The sequence below is a fragment of the Mesorhizobium cantuariense genome, assembly GCF_042647205.1.
In the GTDB taxonomy this organism is placed as follows: Bacteria; Pseudomonadota; Alphaproteobacteria; order Rhizobiales; family Rhizobiaceae; genus Mesorhizobium; species Mesorhizobium cantuariense.
The window spans coordinates 6,178,694-6,194,882 of sequence record NZ_JBHRVD010000001.1 but is presented as its reverse complement, the minus strand read 5'-3'; the positions used below and the strand labels follow the sequence as shown (position 1 = coordinate 6,194,882).

The window sequence follows — 16,189 nt, the reverse complement described above, 5'->3', positions numbered from 1 at the left end:
TTGCAAGTGCAGGGGCGTATCAATGAACGAGCTTTCGAAGGGCAGTGCGAAAACCGTCAAGCTGGCGGAGCGCCGGGTTTTCTCGCAATCCTTCAAGCCGCTTTACCAGGAAGGTATGGGCCTGGTCGAACAGGCCGCGGAATATCTCGACGGCAAGGGCCGGGCCGAGGCGAAGAAGCTGTCGCGACTGGGGGCCACGCTCTATGCCGCCGAATCGATGCGGCTGACCACCAGGCTGATGCAGGTTGCCTCCTGGCTGCTTTTGCAGCGCGCCGCCAACTCCGGCGAGATGACCCGCGACCAGGTCGCGTCGGAAAAGTCCAAGGTGCGTCTCGACACCGCTTCCGCCCATGACGAAGCCGCCGGCTGGGCCGAGCTGCCCGAGGATTTTCTCGACCTCGTCACCCGCTCGCTGCGCCTGCAGGCACTGGTGCGCCGCATGGACGAGGAGGTCTATGGCTCCGGCGCCGTGGTCGACATGCAACCGATGGCTCGCCGCCTCAATCCGGTTTCCGACCAGATCAGCCTGCTGAACACGGCTTTCGCCAGAGGGTAACCTCGGCCACCTCTTCGTTTCCGGTTTGTTCACATTTCGCTGGCATCGCTGTTCGCCGGAGGTAAAGTCGGCAAATGACGGAAGCGATTCGCATCATCGGTATCGATCCGGGGCTTCGGCGCACCGGCTGGGGCATCGTCGAAAGCCTCGGCAATTCGCTGCGCTTCATTGCTTCCGGCACCGTGAAGTCCGACGACAAGGCGGCGCTGGCGACGCGGCTGTGCCAATTGCATGACGGGCTGGCCGAAATCCTGCACACTGCCATGCCGCATGAAGCGGCGGTCGAACAGACCTTCGTCAACAAAGACGCGGTGGCGACGCTGAAGCTCGGCCAAGCGCGCGGCATCGCCATGCTGGTGCCGGCGCGTGCCGGCCTCGTCGTTGCCGAGTATGCGCCCAATGCGGTCAAGAAGGCGGTGATCGGCGTCGGCCATGGCGACAAGAAGCAGATCCACATGATGGTGAAGGTGCTGTTGCCGAAAGCCACCTTCGATACCGAACATGCCGCCGATGCGCTGGCCATCGCCATCTGCCACGCGCATCACCGGCAAAGCGTGGCCTACCGGATGGCGCTTGCCGGCTAGCTATGTTCTTGACTTGTTCGCATGGTTGGAATATTTCTTACTTGTAAGAAAGGTATGTTCCATGCGCGTGACGAGCAAAGGCCAAGTGACAATTCCACGGGATCTGCGGGAGACATTCGGGATTGGCGCCAACAGCGAAGTCATCTTTGGCATTGAGGGGGGTAAGATCACGATCACGCCGAAGCATGACAGGGGACGGCTGGCCGATCGCGAAAGACTCGATCGTTTTCTCGCTGTGCTCGATCGGCTTGAGGGCAGCGGCGATCAGGCAATGAATGCCGATGCCGTCATGGCTTTGACCCGGGATCGTTGATCTTGGCAACGCTTGTCGACACCAATGTACTTATCGATATCGCCGTTCGTGATCCCGTGTGGTCAAAGTGGTCGCGATCCAAAATGGTGTCTGCCCTTGAGCAAGGCAGCTTAGTCATCAATCAGATTATCTACGCCGAGTTTTCGATGCGCTATGAGGCGATAGATGATGTCGATGATGCCTTGCCCGAAGATGAGTTCCGGCGAGAAGGGCTCCCATTCGAAGCGGCCTTTGCGGCGTCGAGAGCGTTCTCGGTCTATCGGCGGTTGGGCGGACCTCGAGAGAAGGTGATGCCCGACTTCCTGATAGGTGCCCACGCTGCCATCCGAGGCTATCCGATTCTTACTCGCGATCCTGCAGGTTTCAGAAAGTATTTTCCAGATGTCGAGCTCATTACGCCCGATACTCACCCCTAACGCGGGCTGCGTCCGATGATCGGCAAGCTCAAGGGCACGCTGGACGAGGTCGACGAGGATCATTGCCTCGTCGACATCCATGGCGTCGGCTACGTCGCCTATTGCTCGGCGCGTACGCTGGCCGCGCTGCCTTCGCCCGGCGAAGCGGTGGTGCTGTTCATCGAGACCTATGTGCGCGAGGACATGCTGCGGCTCTACGGCTTCCAGTCGCAGCTCGAGCGCGAGTGGTTCCGGCTGCTGATGAACAATGTGCCGGGCGTTGGCGCCAAGGTGGCGCTGGCCATCCTGTCGACGCTGGCGCCCGCCGACCTCGCCAACGCCATTGCGCTGCGCGACATCGCCATGGTTTCGCGCGCGCCCGGCGTCGGCAAGAAGGTGGCCGAGCGCATCGTCACCGAACTGAAAAACAAGGCGCCGGCCTATGCCGGAACCGCCTCGGGCACCATCGGCCTGAAGCAGGAACTCGGCGACGGCGTGGCCTCCGCGCCGATCACCGATGCCGTCTCGGCACTGGTCAATCTCGGCTACTCGCGCGATACCGCCGCCAATGCGGTGGCGGCAGCGCTGAAGACGGCGGGCGAGGATGCGGATGCGCCGAAGTTGATCCGCTTCGGGCTGAAGGAACTGGCGCGGTGAACCGCCGCTTGTTCAGCCCCTTGCCGTGTGCAAGGAAGGCGGCATGAGCCTGTCGCCCCGCCTGATTGCTCCCGAAAAACGCGGCGAGGATGCCGAGCAGACCTTGCGGCCGCAGACGCTTGACGATTTCGTCGGCCAGGCCGCGGTGCGGGCCAATCTCAAAGTGTTCATCGAGGCCGCCAAGGGCCGCAACGAGGCGCTCGACCATGTGCTGTTCGTCGGGCCACCCGGCCTCGGCAAGACGACGCTGGCGCAGATCATGGCGCGCGAGCTCGGCGTCAATTTCCGCTCGACCTCCGGCCCGGTCATCGCCAAGGCCGGCGATCTTGCGGCGCTGCTGACCAATCTCGAGGAAGGCGATGTGCTGTTCATCGACGAGATCCACCGGCTGAGCCCGGCGGTAGAGGAAATCCTCTATCCGGCGATGGAGGATTTCCAACTCGACCTGATCATCGGCGAGGGGCCGGCGGCACGCTCGGTCAAGATCGATCTCGCCCGGTTTACGCTCGTCGCCGCCACCACGCGGCTTGGCCTGCTCACCAACCCGCTGCGCGACCGTTTCGGCATTCCGGTGCGGCTCAATTTCTACACGGTCGAGGAGCTGGAGCAGATCGTGCGGCGCGGCGCGCGCATTCTGCAAATGCCGCTCGGCGACGATGGCGCGCTGGAGATCGCGCGGCGTGCGCGCGGCACGCCACGCATCGCCGGCCGGCTGCTGCGCCGTGTGCGCGATTTCGCCTCGGTGGCCGGCGACGGCCATGTCGACCGCAAGATCGCCGACGAGGCCTTGACCCGGCTGGAGGTCGACGCGCTCGGCCTCGACGCGCTCGACCGGCGGTATCTGTCGATGATCGCGCGCAATTTCGGCGGCGGCCCGGTCGGCATCGAGACGATCGCCGCCGGCCTGTCAGAGCCGCGCGACGCCATCGAGGACATCATCGAGCCTTATCTGATCCAGCAGGGCTTCATCCAGCGCACGCCGCGCGGCCGGATGCTGACGGCCAATGCCTGGCGGCATCTCGGCCTCGACGCGCCGAAGGATCTGGCGCAGCAGCAGATCAACCTGTTCCAGGAAGAATAGCGGCCCGGGCGATCCGGCGTAGGTTCCAGGCCGACAAAGGATCCGTGAACGGCCTGCGCAAAATATCCTCAGCTTCGCCGGTTTGCCGGCGCATTCGTCGGCTTTGGTGACGGTGCCATCCCCGGGGCAATCTCGCTCCGATCGAGTGCCGGAGCCATGCAATGATCACCAGACGCGGGTTCCTGCGCTTCGTCGGCGGCTCGTTCCTGTCGGTCGCCGCGTTCAGCGCCTATGCGGTCGGCATTGAGCCGATACTGCTGACGCATGTGAAGCGCTATGCGCTGACGCCGCCGCATTGGCCGGCGGGGTTGAAGCTGCGCATCGTCGCGCTTGCCGATATCCATGCCTGCCGGCCGTGGATGACGCCGGAGCGGATCGCTTCGCTTGTCGAAGACGCGAATGCCCTGCAGCCGGACCTGATCGTCCTGCTCGGCGACTACATTGCCGGTATGCGCCTGGTGATCGATCGGGTGACGCCATCGCAATGGGCATCGGCCCTGTCGGACCTCAAGGCGCCGCTCGGCGTGCTGTCGATCCTCGGCAACCACGACTGGTGGGCAGATGGCTTCGCGCAGCGCGCCGGGGCCGGCCGACCATAGCGCGCAAGGCCTTGGAGAAAGTCGGCATTCCGGTGCTGGAGAACGATGTCGTGCGCCTGGAAAAGGATGGGCATGGTGTCTGGATTGCCGGGCTCGCCGACCAGCTCGCTCTGCTGCCGACTAGGGATCGCGCCGGCTTCACGGGGCTGGACGATCTCGACGGCACGCTGGCCAAGGTCGGCGACACCTCGCCCATCATCCTGCTTGCGCACGAGCCCGATATTTTTCCGAAGGTGCCGTGGCGGGTCTCGCTGACCCTGTCCGGCCACACCCATGGCGGGCAAATTCGGCTGTTCGGCTATTCGCCTGTCGTGCCGTCGCGCTTCGGCAATCGCTATGCCTATGGCCACGTCGTCGAGAACGACCGCAATCTGATCGTCTCGGGCGGGCTCGGCTTTAGCATACTGCCGGTGCGTTTTGGAATGCGCCCGGAAATCCTGTCGATTGACCTTGGTTAAGTCCAGATCGCCTCAGTGAAGCGATTTGATCGCGTTCATGACTTCCGGCTCGGCCTTGTCGCCATTGAAGGCATCGACGATGCCGAAGGCGCCGCCATAGCTCCACACCGACCATGAGAAGCCATGGGCTTCGGCACGCGCGATCATGTCCCTGACATAGGCGGCCCGGAACTCGGCTGGCATCACATAGGCGTTGCCGTATTCCTGGCGGATCATGCCGAACTCGCCCAGCGTGATGTTTTCCGGCTTGACGCCGTTGGCCTTCGCCCACGCCTCGACCTTTTTGAACGGCGCATCCATCAAGCCGAGCAGTCTGTCGGGGCTGTCCATGCTGGCGACCTGTTCGTCGAGATAGGCAAGCAGGCCGCTCTGCCTTGTCCATGGCGCCTCGGCCTTGATCCTGGCGCGGATGGTATCGAGCGTCACGTCGAGTTGTTCCTTCGGCACCGCGGTCAGCGGATAGGGCAGACCGGTCACATAGGGGATGAAGTCGCCGGCCCAGGTCGCACCCTGATGGGTGAGCAGGAACGGGTCGTAGGAATGGAAGGTCCAGATGACGTTGTCGTCAGGGATCGTCTTCGGGTCGATCTTCTCCAGCGAACTCGCGGCGGAATAGCAGGCGCCGGTCAGCACCAGGGTCAGTTTCGTCGCCGAGGATCGCGCCGCGGCGAACAGTTTGCGCTGGCGGTCCGGCCACAGGCTGGTGCTGTCGCTGTCGCAATCGACGATCGGTTCGTTCATCGGCTCGAAAGCCACTTGAGCGGGATTTTCGCCAGCCAGCGTGCGGGCCATCCTGCGCACCATCTCGATATAGGTATCGAAGGTCCGCGGGTCGTCCATCACTTGCGCCATGCCGATCTTGCGGCTGCTGCCGGCCGGGATCAGGTGCATGTCGACGATCACCTTCAGGCCGGCGCGGTTGATCATGCGCACGGAGTCCAGCACGCTGGCATAGAGGTCGTCGCGCAACGCCACGGTCTGGTCGGACAGGAAAGGCGACGGGTCGACCGGCATGCGCAGGAAATCGAAGCCCGCGTCCTTCAGGGCCTTGAGGTCATCCTCCCCAAGGAATTTGCGCCATTCCGGGTAGGGCAGGATGGCCTTGGCGTCGCCCCACTGGTCTTCACCCGGCCATGTCGTCCACTGGTCGAGATTGAGGCCGCGCTTCATCGAGAAGGTTGCCGCCTGGCTGGGCCACGACAACGCCGCAAGCACAAGCAGCGCCGCCATCAAGGTCTTGATCATCGCCGTCAACAGTGCCATCCGATGCTATGTTACGCGGGAAACAGGTGCCTCGTCGGGGCTGAAAAAGGAAGCGCAATGGGCGATCATGGTGAATCGGCGACGCTGCTGGCCGGGCTTTCCGGCGCGCTGACGGCGTTCGGCCACCGGCTGATGGCGCGGGTCTATTATGCCGACACCGATTTCTCCGGCGTCGTCTACCATGCGCGCTATCTCGAATTCTTCGAACGCGGCCGCTCCGACTATCTGAGACTGACCGGCGTGCACCACACCGAGCTTGCCGACGGCAAGCATGGCGAAAGAATAGTCTGGGTGGTGCGCCGCATGGAGATCGACTTTCGCGGCCCGGCCCGCATCGACGACATACTGACGGTCGACACCCGCACCGACGAGATTTCCGGGGCGCGCATCTTCATGGCGCAGCAGCTCAAGCGCGGCGACGAGGTGCTGGTCGAGGCCAAGGTCGAGGCGGCGATCATCGGCGAGAATGGCCGCCCAAGGCGCTTTCCCAAGGAATGGGTGGCGGCATTCCTTCCCAAGGCCTCATCCAAGGCTGATTAGCCTCATTGTGATCAACGGCGATTGCATGTGCCTTGCCACTGGGCGTGGCAATGCGCCGCGCCTTATATACTAACCCATCCTTAACCATAACGGTTCATGAAGAGATTGGTGAAGATTGGCGTTATCCGAGCGCCTTCCTTTCACCAATATTTGCCCCGAAAAGGCCGAGAACGGCACAGTTTGGGGTTGTTCCGGTAGCTTCGTGCGAACCGACCACAAGGGATGCCAGGGGCCAGCCGCCAGCTTCGCCCGGAAAATCTTAAGGACGTAACGATGGAAAATATCGCACTCGCCGATCCGGGCGCGCAATTGTCGGTTTGGTCGCTGTTCATTTCGGCCAGCTGGGTGGTCAAGCTGGTCATGATCGGCCTGCTCTGCGCCTCGGTCTGGACCTGGGCGATCATCGTCGACAAGCTGGTTTCCTACGCCCGCATGCGGCTGGCGCTCAACCGGTTCGAGCAGGTGTTCTGGTCGGGGCAGTCGCTGGAGGAGCTTTACCGCACGCTCGCCGACCGCAAGACCACCGGCATGGGCGCCATTTTCGTCGCTGCGATGCGCGAGTGGAAGAAGAGTTTCGAGAAGGGCGCAAAGTCGCCGCTCGGCCTGCAGACCCGCATCGACAAGGCGATGGACCTGGCGCTGACCCGCGAGATGGAAAAGCTGGAGGGCCGCCTCGGCTTCCTCGCCACCACCGGCTCGGCGGCACCCTTCATCGGCCTGTTCGGCACCGTCATCGGCATCATGACCTCGTTCCAGGCGATCGCCGGCTCCAAGAACACCAGTCTCGCGGTGGTTGCGCCCGGCATTGCCGAAGCGCTGCTGGCGACGGCCATCGGCCTGCTCGCCGCCATTCCCGCCGTCATCGCCTACAACAAGCTGTCGTCAGACGCGAGCAAGATAGCAGTGCGCATGGAAGGGTTCTCCGACGAGTTCTCCGCCATACTCTCGCGCCAAATCGATGAAAAAGTGGCCCCCAAGGCCTGAGGAGTAGCAGATGGGTATGTCCATGGGCATGGGAGGACGCGGCGGGCGCGGCCACAGGCGGCGCGGCCGTCACCATGCATTGATGTCGGAGATCAACGTCACGCCGATGGTCGACGTGATGCTGGTGCTGCTGATCATCTTCATGGTCGCCGCGCCGATGCTGACGGTCGGCGTGCCGATCGACCTGCCGGATACGCAGGCCAAGGCGATGAATGCCGACACGCAGCCGATCACCGTCTCGATCAACGCCGCCGGCCAGATCTATCTGCAGGAAACCGAGATTCCGATCGAGGAGCTGGTGGCCAAGCTGCAGGCAATCTCGAAGACCGGCTATGAGGAGCGCATCTTCATCCGCGGCGACAGGTCCACCGACTATGGCACGGCGATGAAGGTGATGGCCCGCATTTCGGCCGCCGGCTACAAGAACATCGGCCTGGTTTCACTGCAGGAACAGGATCAATAGACAAGAAGATGAAGACCGGCCTCACCACATCGGTGATCTTGCATGCGGCGGCGCTGACATTCGGCCTGTTCACGCTGACGGCGCCGGCCGCGCTTCCGTCCTCCGACGTCGAGTCGGTCGCGGTCGATATCGTGCCGATGGAAGCCATTGCGCAGACGTTGCAGGGCGACAAGAAGGCCGTGATGCATGAAAAGCCGGCACCTGTGCCGACGCAGCGCCCGGACATTGTTCCGGATGCGCAGAAGGTCGGCGAGAACAGCGTCGATACCGACAAGCCGATAACGCCGGAAGCCAAGCCGAAGCCCGTCGACATGACCTCGGCTCCGCCGCCCGCGCCGACCCCGATCGAGAAGCCGAAGCCCGAGGACGTGCCGAAGCCGCAGGAAAAGCCGAAGCCTATTCCGGCAACCGAAGTGGCGCCGGCGCCGACGCCCAAGGAAGAGGTCAAGCCCGAGCCGGTCAAGCAGGCCGACCCCAAGCCGACACCGGCCAAGCCGGCGCCAACCCCACCGCCGCAGGACAAGACCGCCGCAATAGATCCGACGCCCGAGATCAAGCCGGATGCCGTCGCCGAAGCCATAGCCAAGGAGCCGCCTGCCGAGGCGACGCAGCTGCCGGATTCCGCTCCCGCGCCGGAGGCGCGGCCGAAGCCGCAGCCAGCGCAGTCCGAAAGCGCCAAGGCGCCGGAGCGCAAGGATGCCGACAAGCCGGTCAAGGAAGCGTCGTCGAAGCCGAAGTCCGACGACAAGCAATTCAACGCCGACGAGATCTCCGCGCTCCTCGACAAGCAGAAGCCATCCGGCGGCGGCGCCAAGCGCTCGACCCAACAGGCATCGCTCGGCGGCGACAAGGATCAGGGCCAGAAGCTTTCCAGGTCGGAAATGGGCGCCCTGGAAAGCCAGCTTGGCGGCTGCTGGACCCTTCCCGCGGGCCTTGAAGGTTCCGAGAACTTCGTCGTCGTGGTGCGGTTCAACCTGGATGCCTCCGGCAAGCTGGACGGGCGCCCGGCGGTCGAAAAGTCGAGCGGAAACCGCCAGTTCGACGAGAGTGCCGTTCGTGCGGTGCAAAAATGCGATGTCACCGGCCTGCAGGTTCCTGCCGGCAAGCAGGACATCTGGGCCGACGTCCGCGTCACCTTCGATCCAAGGGAGATGCTCGGCCTATAGGCCCGGGTATCCGAAAATCAGTACGAGAAGCGAGAAGACATGAAATCAATCCTCAAGCCGCTCCTGATGGTCGCAGCAATGGCGATGGGCATGACCGCGGCTGGCACGTTGCCGGCGCTGGCGCTCGTCGAGCTCAACGTCAACAAGGGCAATGTCGAGCCGCTGCCGATCGCCATCACCGATTTCCAGGGCGGCGACGCGCTTGGTGCGCAGATTTCGCAGATCGTCACCGCCGACCTGAAGCGTTCGGGCCTGTTTGCGCCGATCGACAAGAGCGCCTTCATCGAGAAGATCACCAACCCGGATGCAGCGCCGCGCTTCGACGACTGGAAGGTGATCAACGCGCAGGCGCTGGTCACCGGCAGCGTCAGCAAGGAAGCCGACGGCCGCATCCGCGCCCAATACCGGTTGTGGGACACTTTTGCGGGCCAGCAGATGTCCGGCGAGCAGTTCTTCGCCAACGACGCCAATCAACGGCGCGTCGCCCACATCATCGCTGACGCGATTTACGAGCGGCTGACCGGCGAAAAAGGCTATTTCGACACCCGCGTCGTGTTCATCGACGAATCCGGCGCCAAGAACGCGCGCAAGAAGCGGCTCGCCATCATGGACCAGGATGGCGCCAACGTCCGCTATCTCTCGGACGGCAAGTCGATCGTGCTGACGCCGCGTTTCTCGCCGAATCGGCAGGAAATCACCTATATGTCCTATGAAAGCGGCCAGCCGCGGGTCTACCTGCTGCAGATCGAGACCGGCCAGCGCGAACTGGTCGGCAATTTCCCAGGCATGACCTTTGCGCCGCGCTTTTCGCCTGACGGCCAGAAGGTGATCATGAGCCTGCTGCGTGACGACGGCAATTCCAACATCTTCGCCATGGACCTGCGCAGCCGCTCGACGACGCGCCTGACCAACTCGACCGCAATCGACACGTCGCCCTCCTATTCGCCCGACGGCAGCAAGGTGGTGTTCACCTCCGACCGGGGCGGCCGTGCGCAGATCTACGCGATGGGCGCCGACGGCTCGGGCCAGACCCGCATCTCCTTCGGCGACGGCGTCTACTCGACGCCGGTGTGGTCGCCGCGCGGCGACCTCATCGCCTTCACCAAACAGACCGGCGGCGAATTCCAGATCGGCGTCATGAAGACCGACGGCTCGGGCGAGCGCATCCTGTCCTCCGGCTTCCAGCAGGAGGGGCCTACCTGGGCGCCGAACGGCCGCGTGCTGATGTTCTTCCGCGATTCCGCCGGTGGCCCCAAACTGGTTTCGGTCGATCTGACCGGCCGCAACGAACAATCGATCCCGACGGCGAACTTCGCTTCGGACCCGGCCTGGTCGCCGCTGCTGGAGTAGGTTCGGCTGAATAGCCACACATGCTGAAAAGGGGCCGAAACGGCCCCTTTTCCACGTCTTGGTCGCGTTTTGGCCGCATTTCCGCCTAGGGTCCGCGCCAACTGTGGCCCCCGGACAAAGAGGTTGCGGACGGCAGCCTAAACCAAAATTTAACCGTGTTTCTTGAATGCCGGTTAACCCAAACGTGGTTACTGGGTGATCAACGAAATCACTCGAAATACGAAGGAGAGGCGGCATGGGCCGTATCGCAGCACTTACCAGAAACCCGGTCATGATCGCGCTGGTGGCGATGCTCGCCATCGCCGGTTGCGCCTCGAAGAAGACGCCGAACAACGCGGCTGACCTTGGCCTCAACGGCGCGGGTGCTGCAACACCTGGCTCGGCGCAGGACTTCACCGTCAACATCGGCGACCGTATCTTCTTCGATACGGACTCGACCTCGATCCGTGCCGACGCGCAGACGACGCTGGCTCGCCAGGCACAGTGGCTGAACCAGTACAAGCAGTATGCCATCGTCGTCGAAGGCCATGCCGACGAACGCGGCACCCGTGAATACAATCTGGCGCTCGGCGCCCGCCGCGCCGCTGCTACCCGCGACTTCCTCGTCGCTAAGGGTGTCTCGGCCAGCCGTCTCAAGACCATTTCCTACGGCAAGGAACGTCCGGTCGCGGTGTGCGACGACATCTCCTGCTGGTCGCAGAACCGCCGTGCGGTCACCACGCTCAGCGGCGCCGGTTCCTGAGGCATCGTGCAGCCGACCGGCGCGTTCAAAAGAACGCGCGGCGGTCTAGCGGTAAAAATGCAACATACCTATGCGAAAGGCGGCCCTGGGGCCGCCTTTTTCATATCCGGATGCCCGAAACAAAATTTGGCCGAAGTCTCGGCTCCTGCTATGAGCCGAGGGCGCTTGGCTGGTCCCATTCTGATTGGAAGGCGCGAACAAGCTAACGAAATCACGGCGAGAGGCACATGCATTTGAGATCGGTTCTGAGCGGCACGCTTGCGCTGCTGCTCCTATCAGGCGTCACCGCCCTGGCTAGCGGCTTGGGCGCTAGCGGCACAGGGCAATCAACCGACAGCGGCTTTTCCTTCCATCTGCCCAGCATCGAATTGCCCAGCCTCTTCGGCCAAAAGAAGAAGCCGGATCAGGTCCAGATGGTGCAGTCCGATCCTGCCGCCGTCACCAGCCTGGAAGAGCAGCTGCGGCAGATGAACGGCAAGATCGAGGAACTCAATTTCCAGGTCCTGCAGATGCAGGAGCAGATCCGCAAGCAGCAGGAAGACAACGAATTCCGCTTCCAGCAGCTTGAAGGCGGCGGCACGCAAGGCGCCCAGCCACCGGCACAGAAGAAATCGGACGCCACCACCGGCACCGACAGCGACGTGGCGGCGGCCCCGGCAACACAGGCGCCGGCCGCTGCCGGCGCCGCGCCCGGCAACGATCAGTCAGCAGGCGGCAAGACGGTCGAGGACGTCATCGTCGAATCGCCCGATGGCGACCCCGGCAAGGTTATTCCCGGTGCGGGGGCGCCGGAAAAGACGTTTGGAACCATTACTGTCGACAAGAACGGCAATGTCATCGATGCCGGAGGCAACACGCAGGCGACCGCGCCGGCGCAGGATACCGCGCCAGTCACTGGCGCGCCGCCCAAGGCCGGCAAATCCGATACGGTGATCGCGGCGTTGCCCGCCACCAACGATCCGGAGGAGCTCTACCGCAACTCCTACCAGTTCATCCTCTCGGGCGACTACGGCACCGCCGAGCAGGGCTTTCGCGACCATATCGCTCGCTTCCCCAAGGATGCAAAGGCAGCGGACGCGCATTACTGGCTGGGCGAGTCACTGCTTGGCCAGCAGAAATACCGCGACGCTGCCGAGACTTTCCTTGCCGCCAGCAAGGACTACCCCAAGGCCAAGAAGGCTCCCGACATGTTGCTGAAGCTCGGCGTGTCGCTGGTCGGCCTCAAGCAGCATGACGTTGCCTGCGCCACCTTCGGTGAGGTCGGCAAGCGTTATCCCGATATTTCCAGTGCGCTCAAGGAACGCGTCAAGCAGGAGAAGGCTCTGGCTGCGTGCTGATCCTTGTCATGCATGTCGTTGTCCCAAAACCGGGGCCACTTTTGGGCGACATGCACTGATGCTCGACACCGAGCCTGATCTTTCGACCAGTCTTTTTTCGCATATCGATTTTACCAGCGGCGCTGTTGCGGCCGTGTCCGGCGGCAGCGACTCGACCGCCCTGCTCCTTCTCCTCAAACACCATCTAGACCGCACGGCGCCGGCAACGAAGCTGCTGGCGGTGACGATCGACCACGGTTTGCGACCCGGTTCGGCAGCGGAAGCGCAAGCGGTGGCGAAGCTGTGCGCCACATATGGAATTCCACACCGCATCCTGGCATGGTCGGGCCCCAAGCCGTCGACCGGCCTGCCCGCCGCCGCGCGCGAAGCGCGCTACCGGCTGCTGGCCGAAGCGGCACAAGCGGAAGGCATCGGCCTGATCCTCACCGGCCATACCGCCGACGACCAGGCGGAAACGGTGCTGATGCGGCACGCGCGGGACGAGGGCCGCGGCCATGCCGACACGGCAGGCCGCGGGCTTGCCGGCATGGCACCGGGCACCCTCTATAACTGGCGCGAGTGGATCGTTCGCCCGCTTCTGGGCACGCGACGCTCGGCGCTTCGCGATTTCTTGCGGCGTGAACATGTCGGCTGGGCCGATGATCCGACCAATATCGACGAGGCCTTCGAGCGGCCGCGTGTGCGCGCCGCACTTGCCGGCGAGAGTGTCGAGTATATGGAGGGCACGTTGATGCTCGCCGGCCAGGCCGCCGTCGAGCGTAGGCAGCTTGGCGCCAGCGCCGCCGATTTGATCGATCGCTTCGCCATCCATCCATCCATCGGTCTCATCCGCCTCGACCCGTGCCTGCTTTCAGCCGGTGACGAGCGGGCGGCCGTCTATGCGTTGCGCATCCTGCTGGCCACGACCGGCGGGATTGCCTTCCTGCCGTATCAGGCGCGCAGCGAGGCGCTGTTCGGCCGGCTGAGGGCTGGATTTCTTTGCGCCACATTGTCGCGGACGGTTGTCGATTCCCGGCGCGCCGGCATCTTCCTGCGCCGCGAGGCGCGCGACTTGCCGGCCCCCGTTGCCGCCACCGGCCGCGCCCTCTGGGATGGCCGCCGGCACATCACATTGAACGACAGCAGCGGCGCATTGTTGATTGCCCCGTTCGGCGCAGCCGCAGCGAAGCGACTGGCGATGGACGAAGGAAAAACCCCGCCGAGCCTGATGCGCGCCGCGCTCGCCGCCGAGCCGGCATTGTGGCCAGCAGGTGAATGCCTTGATTTGTCGGGGGAAAGTCGGGCGCCAATGGCGGTTGAAGCGCGGCCGGTCGTTGCGCCCTTTGCCCGCTTCCTGCCGTCCTTCGATCTGGCGCCGGCGCGGGCCGTTGCCGGGTTGATTGGCACGACCCCGGTTCCACCCTTGCCTTTCAGCGGCCACAGTGCCGGTTGATGGTTGCGCGAAAGCTTAACCCAGACGTGCTGTTATGCTTGGCAATGGGAGACGCTCTCCCTATGTTAGGCGCAAGTTTCCTCTCATGACGCGTGTCCGCCCCGCGGACGCCAACGGGACAATTGATGAATCCGAACTATCGCAACCTCGCGCTCTGGGCGATCATAGCGGTCCTGCTCATCGCCCTGTTCAATCTGTTCCAAACGCCGCAGACGCGAGGGGCTTCCAGCGATGTGCCATATTCGCAGTTCCTGCAGGACGTCGCGGCGGGCCGGGTCAAGACAGTGACCATTGCGGGGGCCCGCATCACCGGCACCTACACCGACAATGCCAGCGGCTTCCAGACCTATTCGCCCGGCGATCCGTCGCTGGTCTCGCGGCTGCAGGACAAGAACGTCACCATCAACGCGCGGCCTGAGACCGACGGCTCCAATTCGCTGTTCGGCTATCTGATCTCGTGGCTGCCGATGATCCTCATCCTCGGCGTCTGGATATTCTTCATGCGCCAGATGCAGTCCGGATCCGGGCGCGCCATGGGCTTCGGGAAGTCGAAGGCCAAGCTTCTGACCGAGGCGCATGGTCGCGTCACTTTCCAGGACGTGGCCGGCGTCGATGAAGCCAAGGAAGATCTGGAAGAGATCGTCGAGTTCCTGCGTGATCCGCAGAAGTTCCAGCGGCTCGGCGGCAAGATTCCGCGCGGCGTGCTGCTCGTCGGTCCTCCGGGAACCGGCAAGACGCTGCTCGCCCGTTCGGTTGCCGGCGAAGCCAATGTGCCGTTCTTCACCATTTCCGGTTCGGACTTCGTCGAGATGTTCGTCGGCGTCGGTGCAAGCCGCGTCCGCGACATGTTCGACCAGGCCAAGAAGAATGCGCCCTGCATCATCTTCATCGACGAAATCGATGCCGTCGGCCGCCATCGCGGCGCTGGCCTCGGCGGCGGCAATGACGAACGCGAGCAGACGCTGAACCAGCTGCTGGTCGAGATGGACGGCTTCGAATCCAACGAAAGCATCATCCTGATCGCCGCCACCAACCGGCCCGACGTGCTCGATCCGGCATTGCTCAGGCCAGGCCGCTTCGACCGCCAGGTCGTGGTGCCGAACCCCGACATCGTCGGCCGCGAGAAGATCCTCAAGGTGCATGTGCGCAACGTGCCGCTGGCGCCCAATGTCGACCTCAAGGTGATCGCGCGTGGTACGCCGGGCTTCTCCGGCGCCGACCTGGCGAACCTCGTCAACGAGTCCGCGCTGATGGCGGCACGCCGTAACAAGCGCCTCGTCACCATGGCCGAATTCGAGGACGCCAAGGACAAGATCATGATGGGCGCCGAGCGCCGCTCGTCGGCCATGACCCAGGCCGAGAAGGAGCTCACCGCCTACCACGAGGCCGGCCATGCCATCCTCGCGCTCAACGTGCCGTCGGCCGATCCTCTGCACAAGGCCACCATCATCCCGCGTGGCCGCGCGCTCGGCATGGTCATGCAGTTGCCGGAAGGCGACCGCTATTCGATGAGTTACAAATACATGATCTCGCGGCTCGCCATCATGATGGGTGGCCGTGTCGCCGAGGAGTTCAAGTTCGGCAAGGAAAACATCACCTCGGGCGCCTCCTCCGACATCGAGCAGGCGACCAAGCTGGCGCGCGCCATGGTCACGCGCTGGGGCTTTTCCGACAAGCTCGGCCACGTCGCCTATGGCGACAACCAGGAGGAAGTGTTCCTGGGTCATTCGGTGGCGCGCACGCAGAACGTCTCGGAAGAGACCGCGCAGATCATCGACGCCGAAGTGCGCCGCCTGATCGACGAGGCCTATTCGACGGCGAAGTCCATCCTGACCAAGAAGAAGAAGGAATGGATCGCGCTGGCGCAGGGCCTGCTGGAATACGAGACGCTGTCCGGCGAGGAGATCAAGCAGTTGATCGCCGGCCACAAGCCCGCGCGCGACCTTGGCGACGATACGCCGCCAAGCCGTGGCTCGGCCGTTCCGAAGTCCGGCCGCCGCAAGAAGGGACCCGAACCCGAAGGCGGCATGGAACCGCAGCCGTCAAGCTGAGTTCGGCCACTGATTTCATCGAACGCCGCGGCTTGGTCCGCGGCGTTTTTTGTTTTTGGGGTTGGGGAGGAGTTGTCCGCGACCTCGCATCTGCGACGGTGACGATTGGCGAAAGCCGGCGTGACGGCCAATCTCCCCCCTTGCGGGGGAGATGCCCGGCAGGGCAGAGGGGGTGTGAAGGATCGCCTACCCTTCCAATTAATCCCGTTCTTTCTTTA

Annotated in this window: 16 protein-coding genes and 1 pseudogene; 16 read left to right on the top strand and 1 reads right to left on the bottom strand. The window is 63.7% G+C overall.

What is annotated here, in order from left to right:
* Positions 1-22: 22 nt before the first annotated feature.
* The 7 genes and pseudogenes from rcdA to ACFOJ9_RS30230 all read left to right on the top strand — a co-directional run bounded on the left by rcdA (position 23) and on the right by ACFOJ9_RS30230 (position 4,643).
* Entirely contained in the window at positions 23-556 is a 534-nt protein-coding gene (rcdA, locus tag ACFOJ9_RS30260; protein WP_378984503.1) for a protease adaptor protein RcdA, read from the top strand.
* A 74-nt stretch (positions 557-630) separates the two neighbouring features.
* Entirely contained in the window at positions 631-1,140 is a 510-nt protein-coding gene (gene ruvC / locus ACFOJ9_RS30255) for a crossover junction endodeoxyribonuclease RuvC (RefSeq protein ID WP_378984500.1), read from the top strand.
* Positions 1,141-1,201: 61 nt separating this feature from the next.
* Positions 1,202-1,453, top strand: a complete 252-nt coding sequence (locus ACFOJ9_RS30250; protein WP_378984498.1) for an AbrB/MazE/SpoVT family DNA-binding domain-containing protein — start codon at positions 1,202-1,204, stop codon at positions 1,451-1,453.
* A 2-nt stretch (positions 1,454-1,455) separates the two neighbouring features.
* On the top strand, positions 1,456-1,869 hold the full coding sequence (locus ACFOJ9_RS30245; RefSeq protein ID WP_378984495.1) for a type II toxin-antitoxin system VapC family toxin: 414 nt from the start codon (positions 1,456-1,458) through the stop codon (positions 1,867-1,869).
* A 15-nt stretch (positions 1,870-1,884) separates the two neighbouring features.
* Complete coding sequence (gene ruvA / locus ACFOJ9_RS30240) at positions 1,885-2,505, top strand: Holliday junction branch migration protein RuvA (RefSeq protein WP_027037190.1); 621 nt, start codon at positions 1,885-1,887, stop codon at positions 2,503-2,505.
* A gap of 43 nt (positions 2,506-2,548) precedes the next feature.
* Entirely contained in the window at positions 2,549-3,586 is a 1,038-nt protein-coding gene (gene ruvB / locus ACFOJ9_RS30235) for a Holliday junction branch migration DNA helicase RuvB (RefSeq protein WP_023811851.1), read from the top strand.
* Positions 3,587-3,747: 161 nt separating this feature from the next.
* Positions 3,748-4,643: pseudogene (locus tag ACFOJ9_RS30230) on the top strand (metallophosphoesterase).
* 12 nt (positions 4,644-4,655) lie between these two features.
* Here the strand turns inward: ACFOJ9_RS30230 and ACFOJ9_RS30225 are convergent.
* Positions 4,656-5,906, bottom strand: a complete 1,251-nt coding sequence (locus ACFOJ9_RS30225) for a glycoside hydrolase family 5 protein (protein ID WP_378984490.1) — start codon at positions 5,904-5,906, stop codon at positions 4,656-4,658.
* Between the two features lie 57 nt (positions 5,907-5,963).
* Between ACFOJ9_RS30225 and ybgC the strand changes: the two genes are divergently transcribed.
* The 9 genes from ybgC (at position 5,964) to ftsH (ending at position 15,971) form a co-directional block, all read left to right on the top strand.
* Entirely contained in the window at positions 5,964-6,446 is a 483-nt protein-coding gene (gene ybgC / locus ACFOJ9_RS30220; RefSeq protein WP_378984488.1) for a tol-pal system-associated acyl-CoA thioesterase, read from the top strand.
* A 273-nt stretch (positions 6,447-6,719) separates the two neighbouring features.
* Entirely contained in the window at positions 6,720-7,430 is a 711-nt protein-coding gene (gene tolQ, locus ACFOJ9_RS30215; RefSeq protein WP_378984485.1) for a protein TolQ, read from the top strand.
* Between the two features lie 10 nt (positions 7,431-7,440).
* Positions 7,441-7,893 carry a protein TolR gene (gene tolR, locus ACFOJ9_RS30210; RefSeq protein WP_378984483.1) on the top strand — a complete coding sequence of 151 codons (453 nt, stop codon included), beginning with the start codon at positions 7,441-7,443 and terminating at the stop codon, positions 7,891-7,893.
* Between the two features lie 8 nt (positions 7,894-7,901).
* Positions 7,902-9,059 (top strand): TonB family protein, encoded by a 1,158-nt coding sequence (locus tag ACFOJ9_RS30205; protein ID WP_378984481.1) that lies wholly within the window; start codon positions 7,902-7,904, stop codon positions 9,057-9,059.
* 39 nt (positions 9,060-9,098) lie between these two features.
* Positions 9,099-10,409, top strand: a complete 1,311-nt coding sequence (tolB, locus tag ACFOJ9_RS30200) for a Tol-Pal system beta propeller repeat protein TolB (protein WP_378984479.1) — start codon at positions 9,099-9,101, stop codon at positions 10,407-10,409.
* A gap of 235 nt (positions 10,410-10,644) precedes the next feature.
* Positions 10,645-11,151, top strand: a complete 507-nt coding sequence (gene pal, locus ACFOJ9_RS30195) for a peptidoglycan-associated lipoprotein Pal (RefSeq protein WP_109664780.1) — start codon at positions 10,645-10,647, stop codon at positions 11,149-11,151.
* A gap of 227 nt (positions 11,152-11,378) precedes the next feature.
* On the top strand, positions 11,379-12,488 hold the full coding sequence (gene ybgF / locus ACFOJ9_RS30190; RefSeq protein ID WP_378984475.1) for a tol-pal system protein YbgF: 1,110 nt from the start codon (positions 11,379-11,381) through the stop codon (positions 12,486-12,488).
* A gap of 58 nt (positions 12,489-12,546) precedes the next feature.
* Complete coding sequence (tilS, locus tag ACFOJ9_RS30185) at positions 12,547-13,920, top strand: tRNA lysidine(34) synthetase TilS (protein WP_378984473.1); 1,374 nt, start codon at positions 12,547-12,549, stop codon at positions 13,918-13,920.
* Positions 13,921-14,045: 125 nt separating this feature from the next.
* Positions 14,046-15,971, top strand: a complete 1,926-nt coding sequence (ftsH, locus tag ACFOJ9_RS30180) for an ATP-dependent zinc metalloprotease FtsH (RefSeq protein WP_378984470.1) — start codon at positions 14,046-14,048, stop codon at positions 15,969-15,971.
* Positions 15,972-16,189 lie beyond the last annotated feature (218 nt).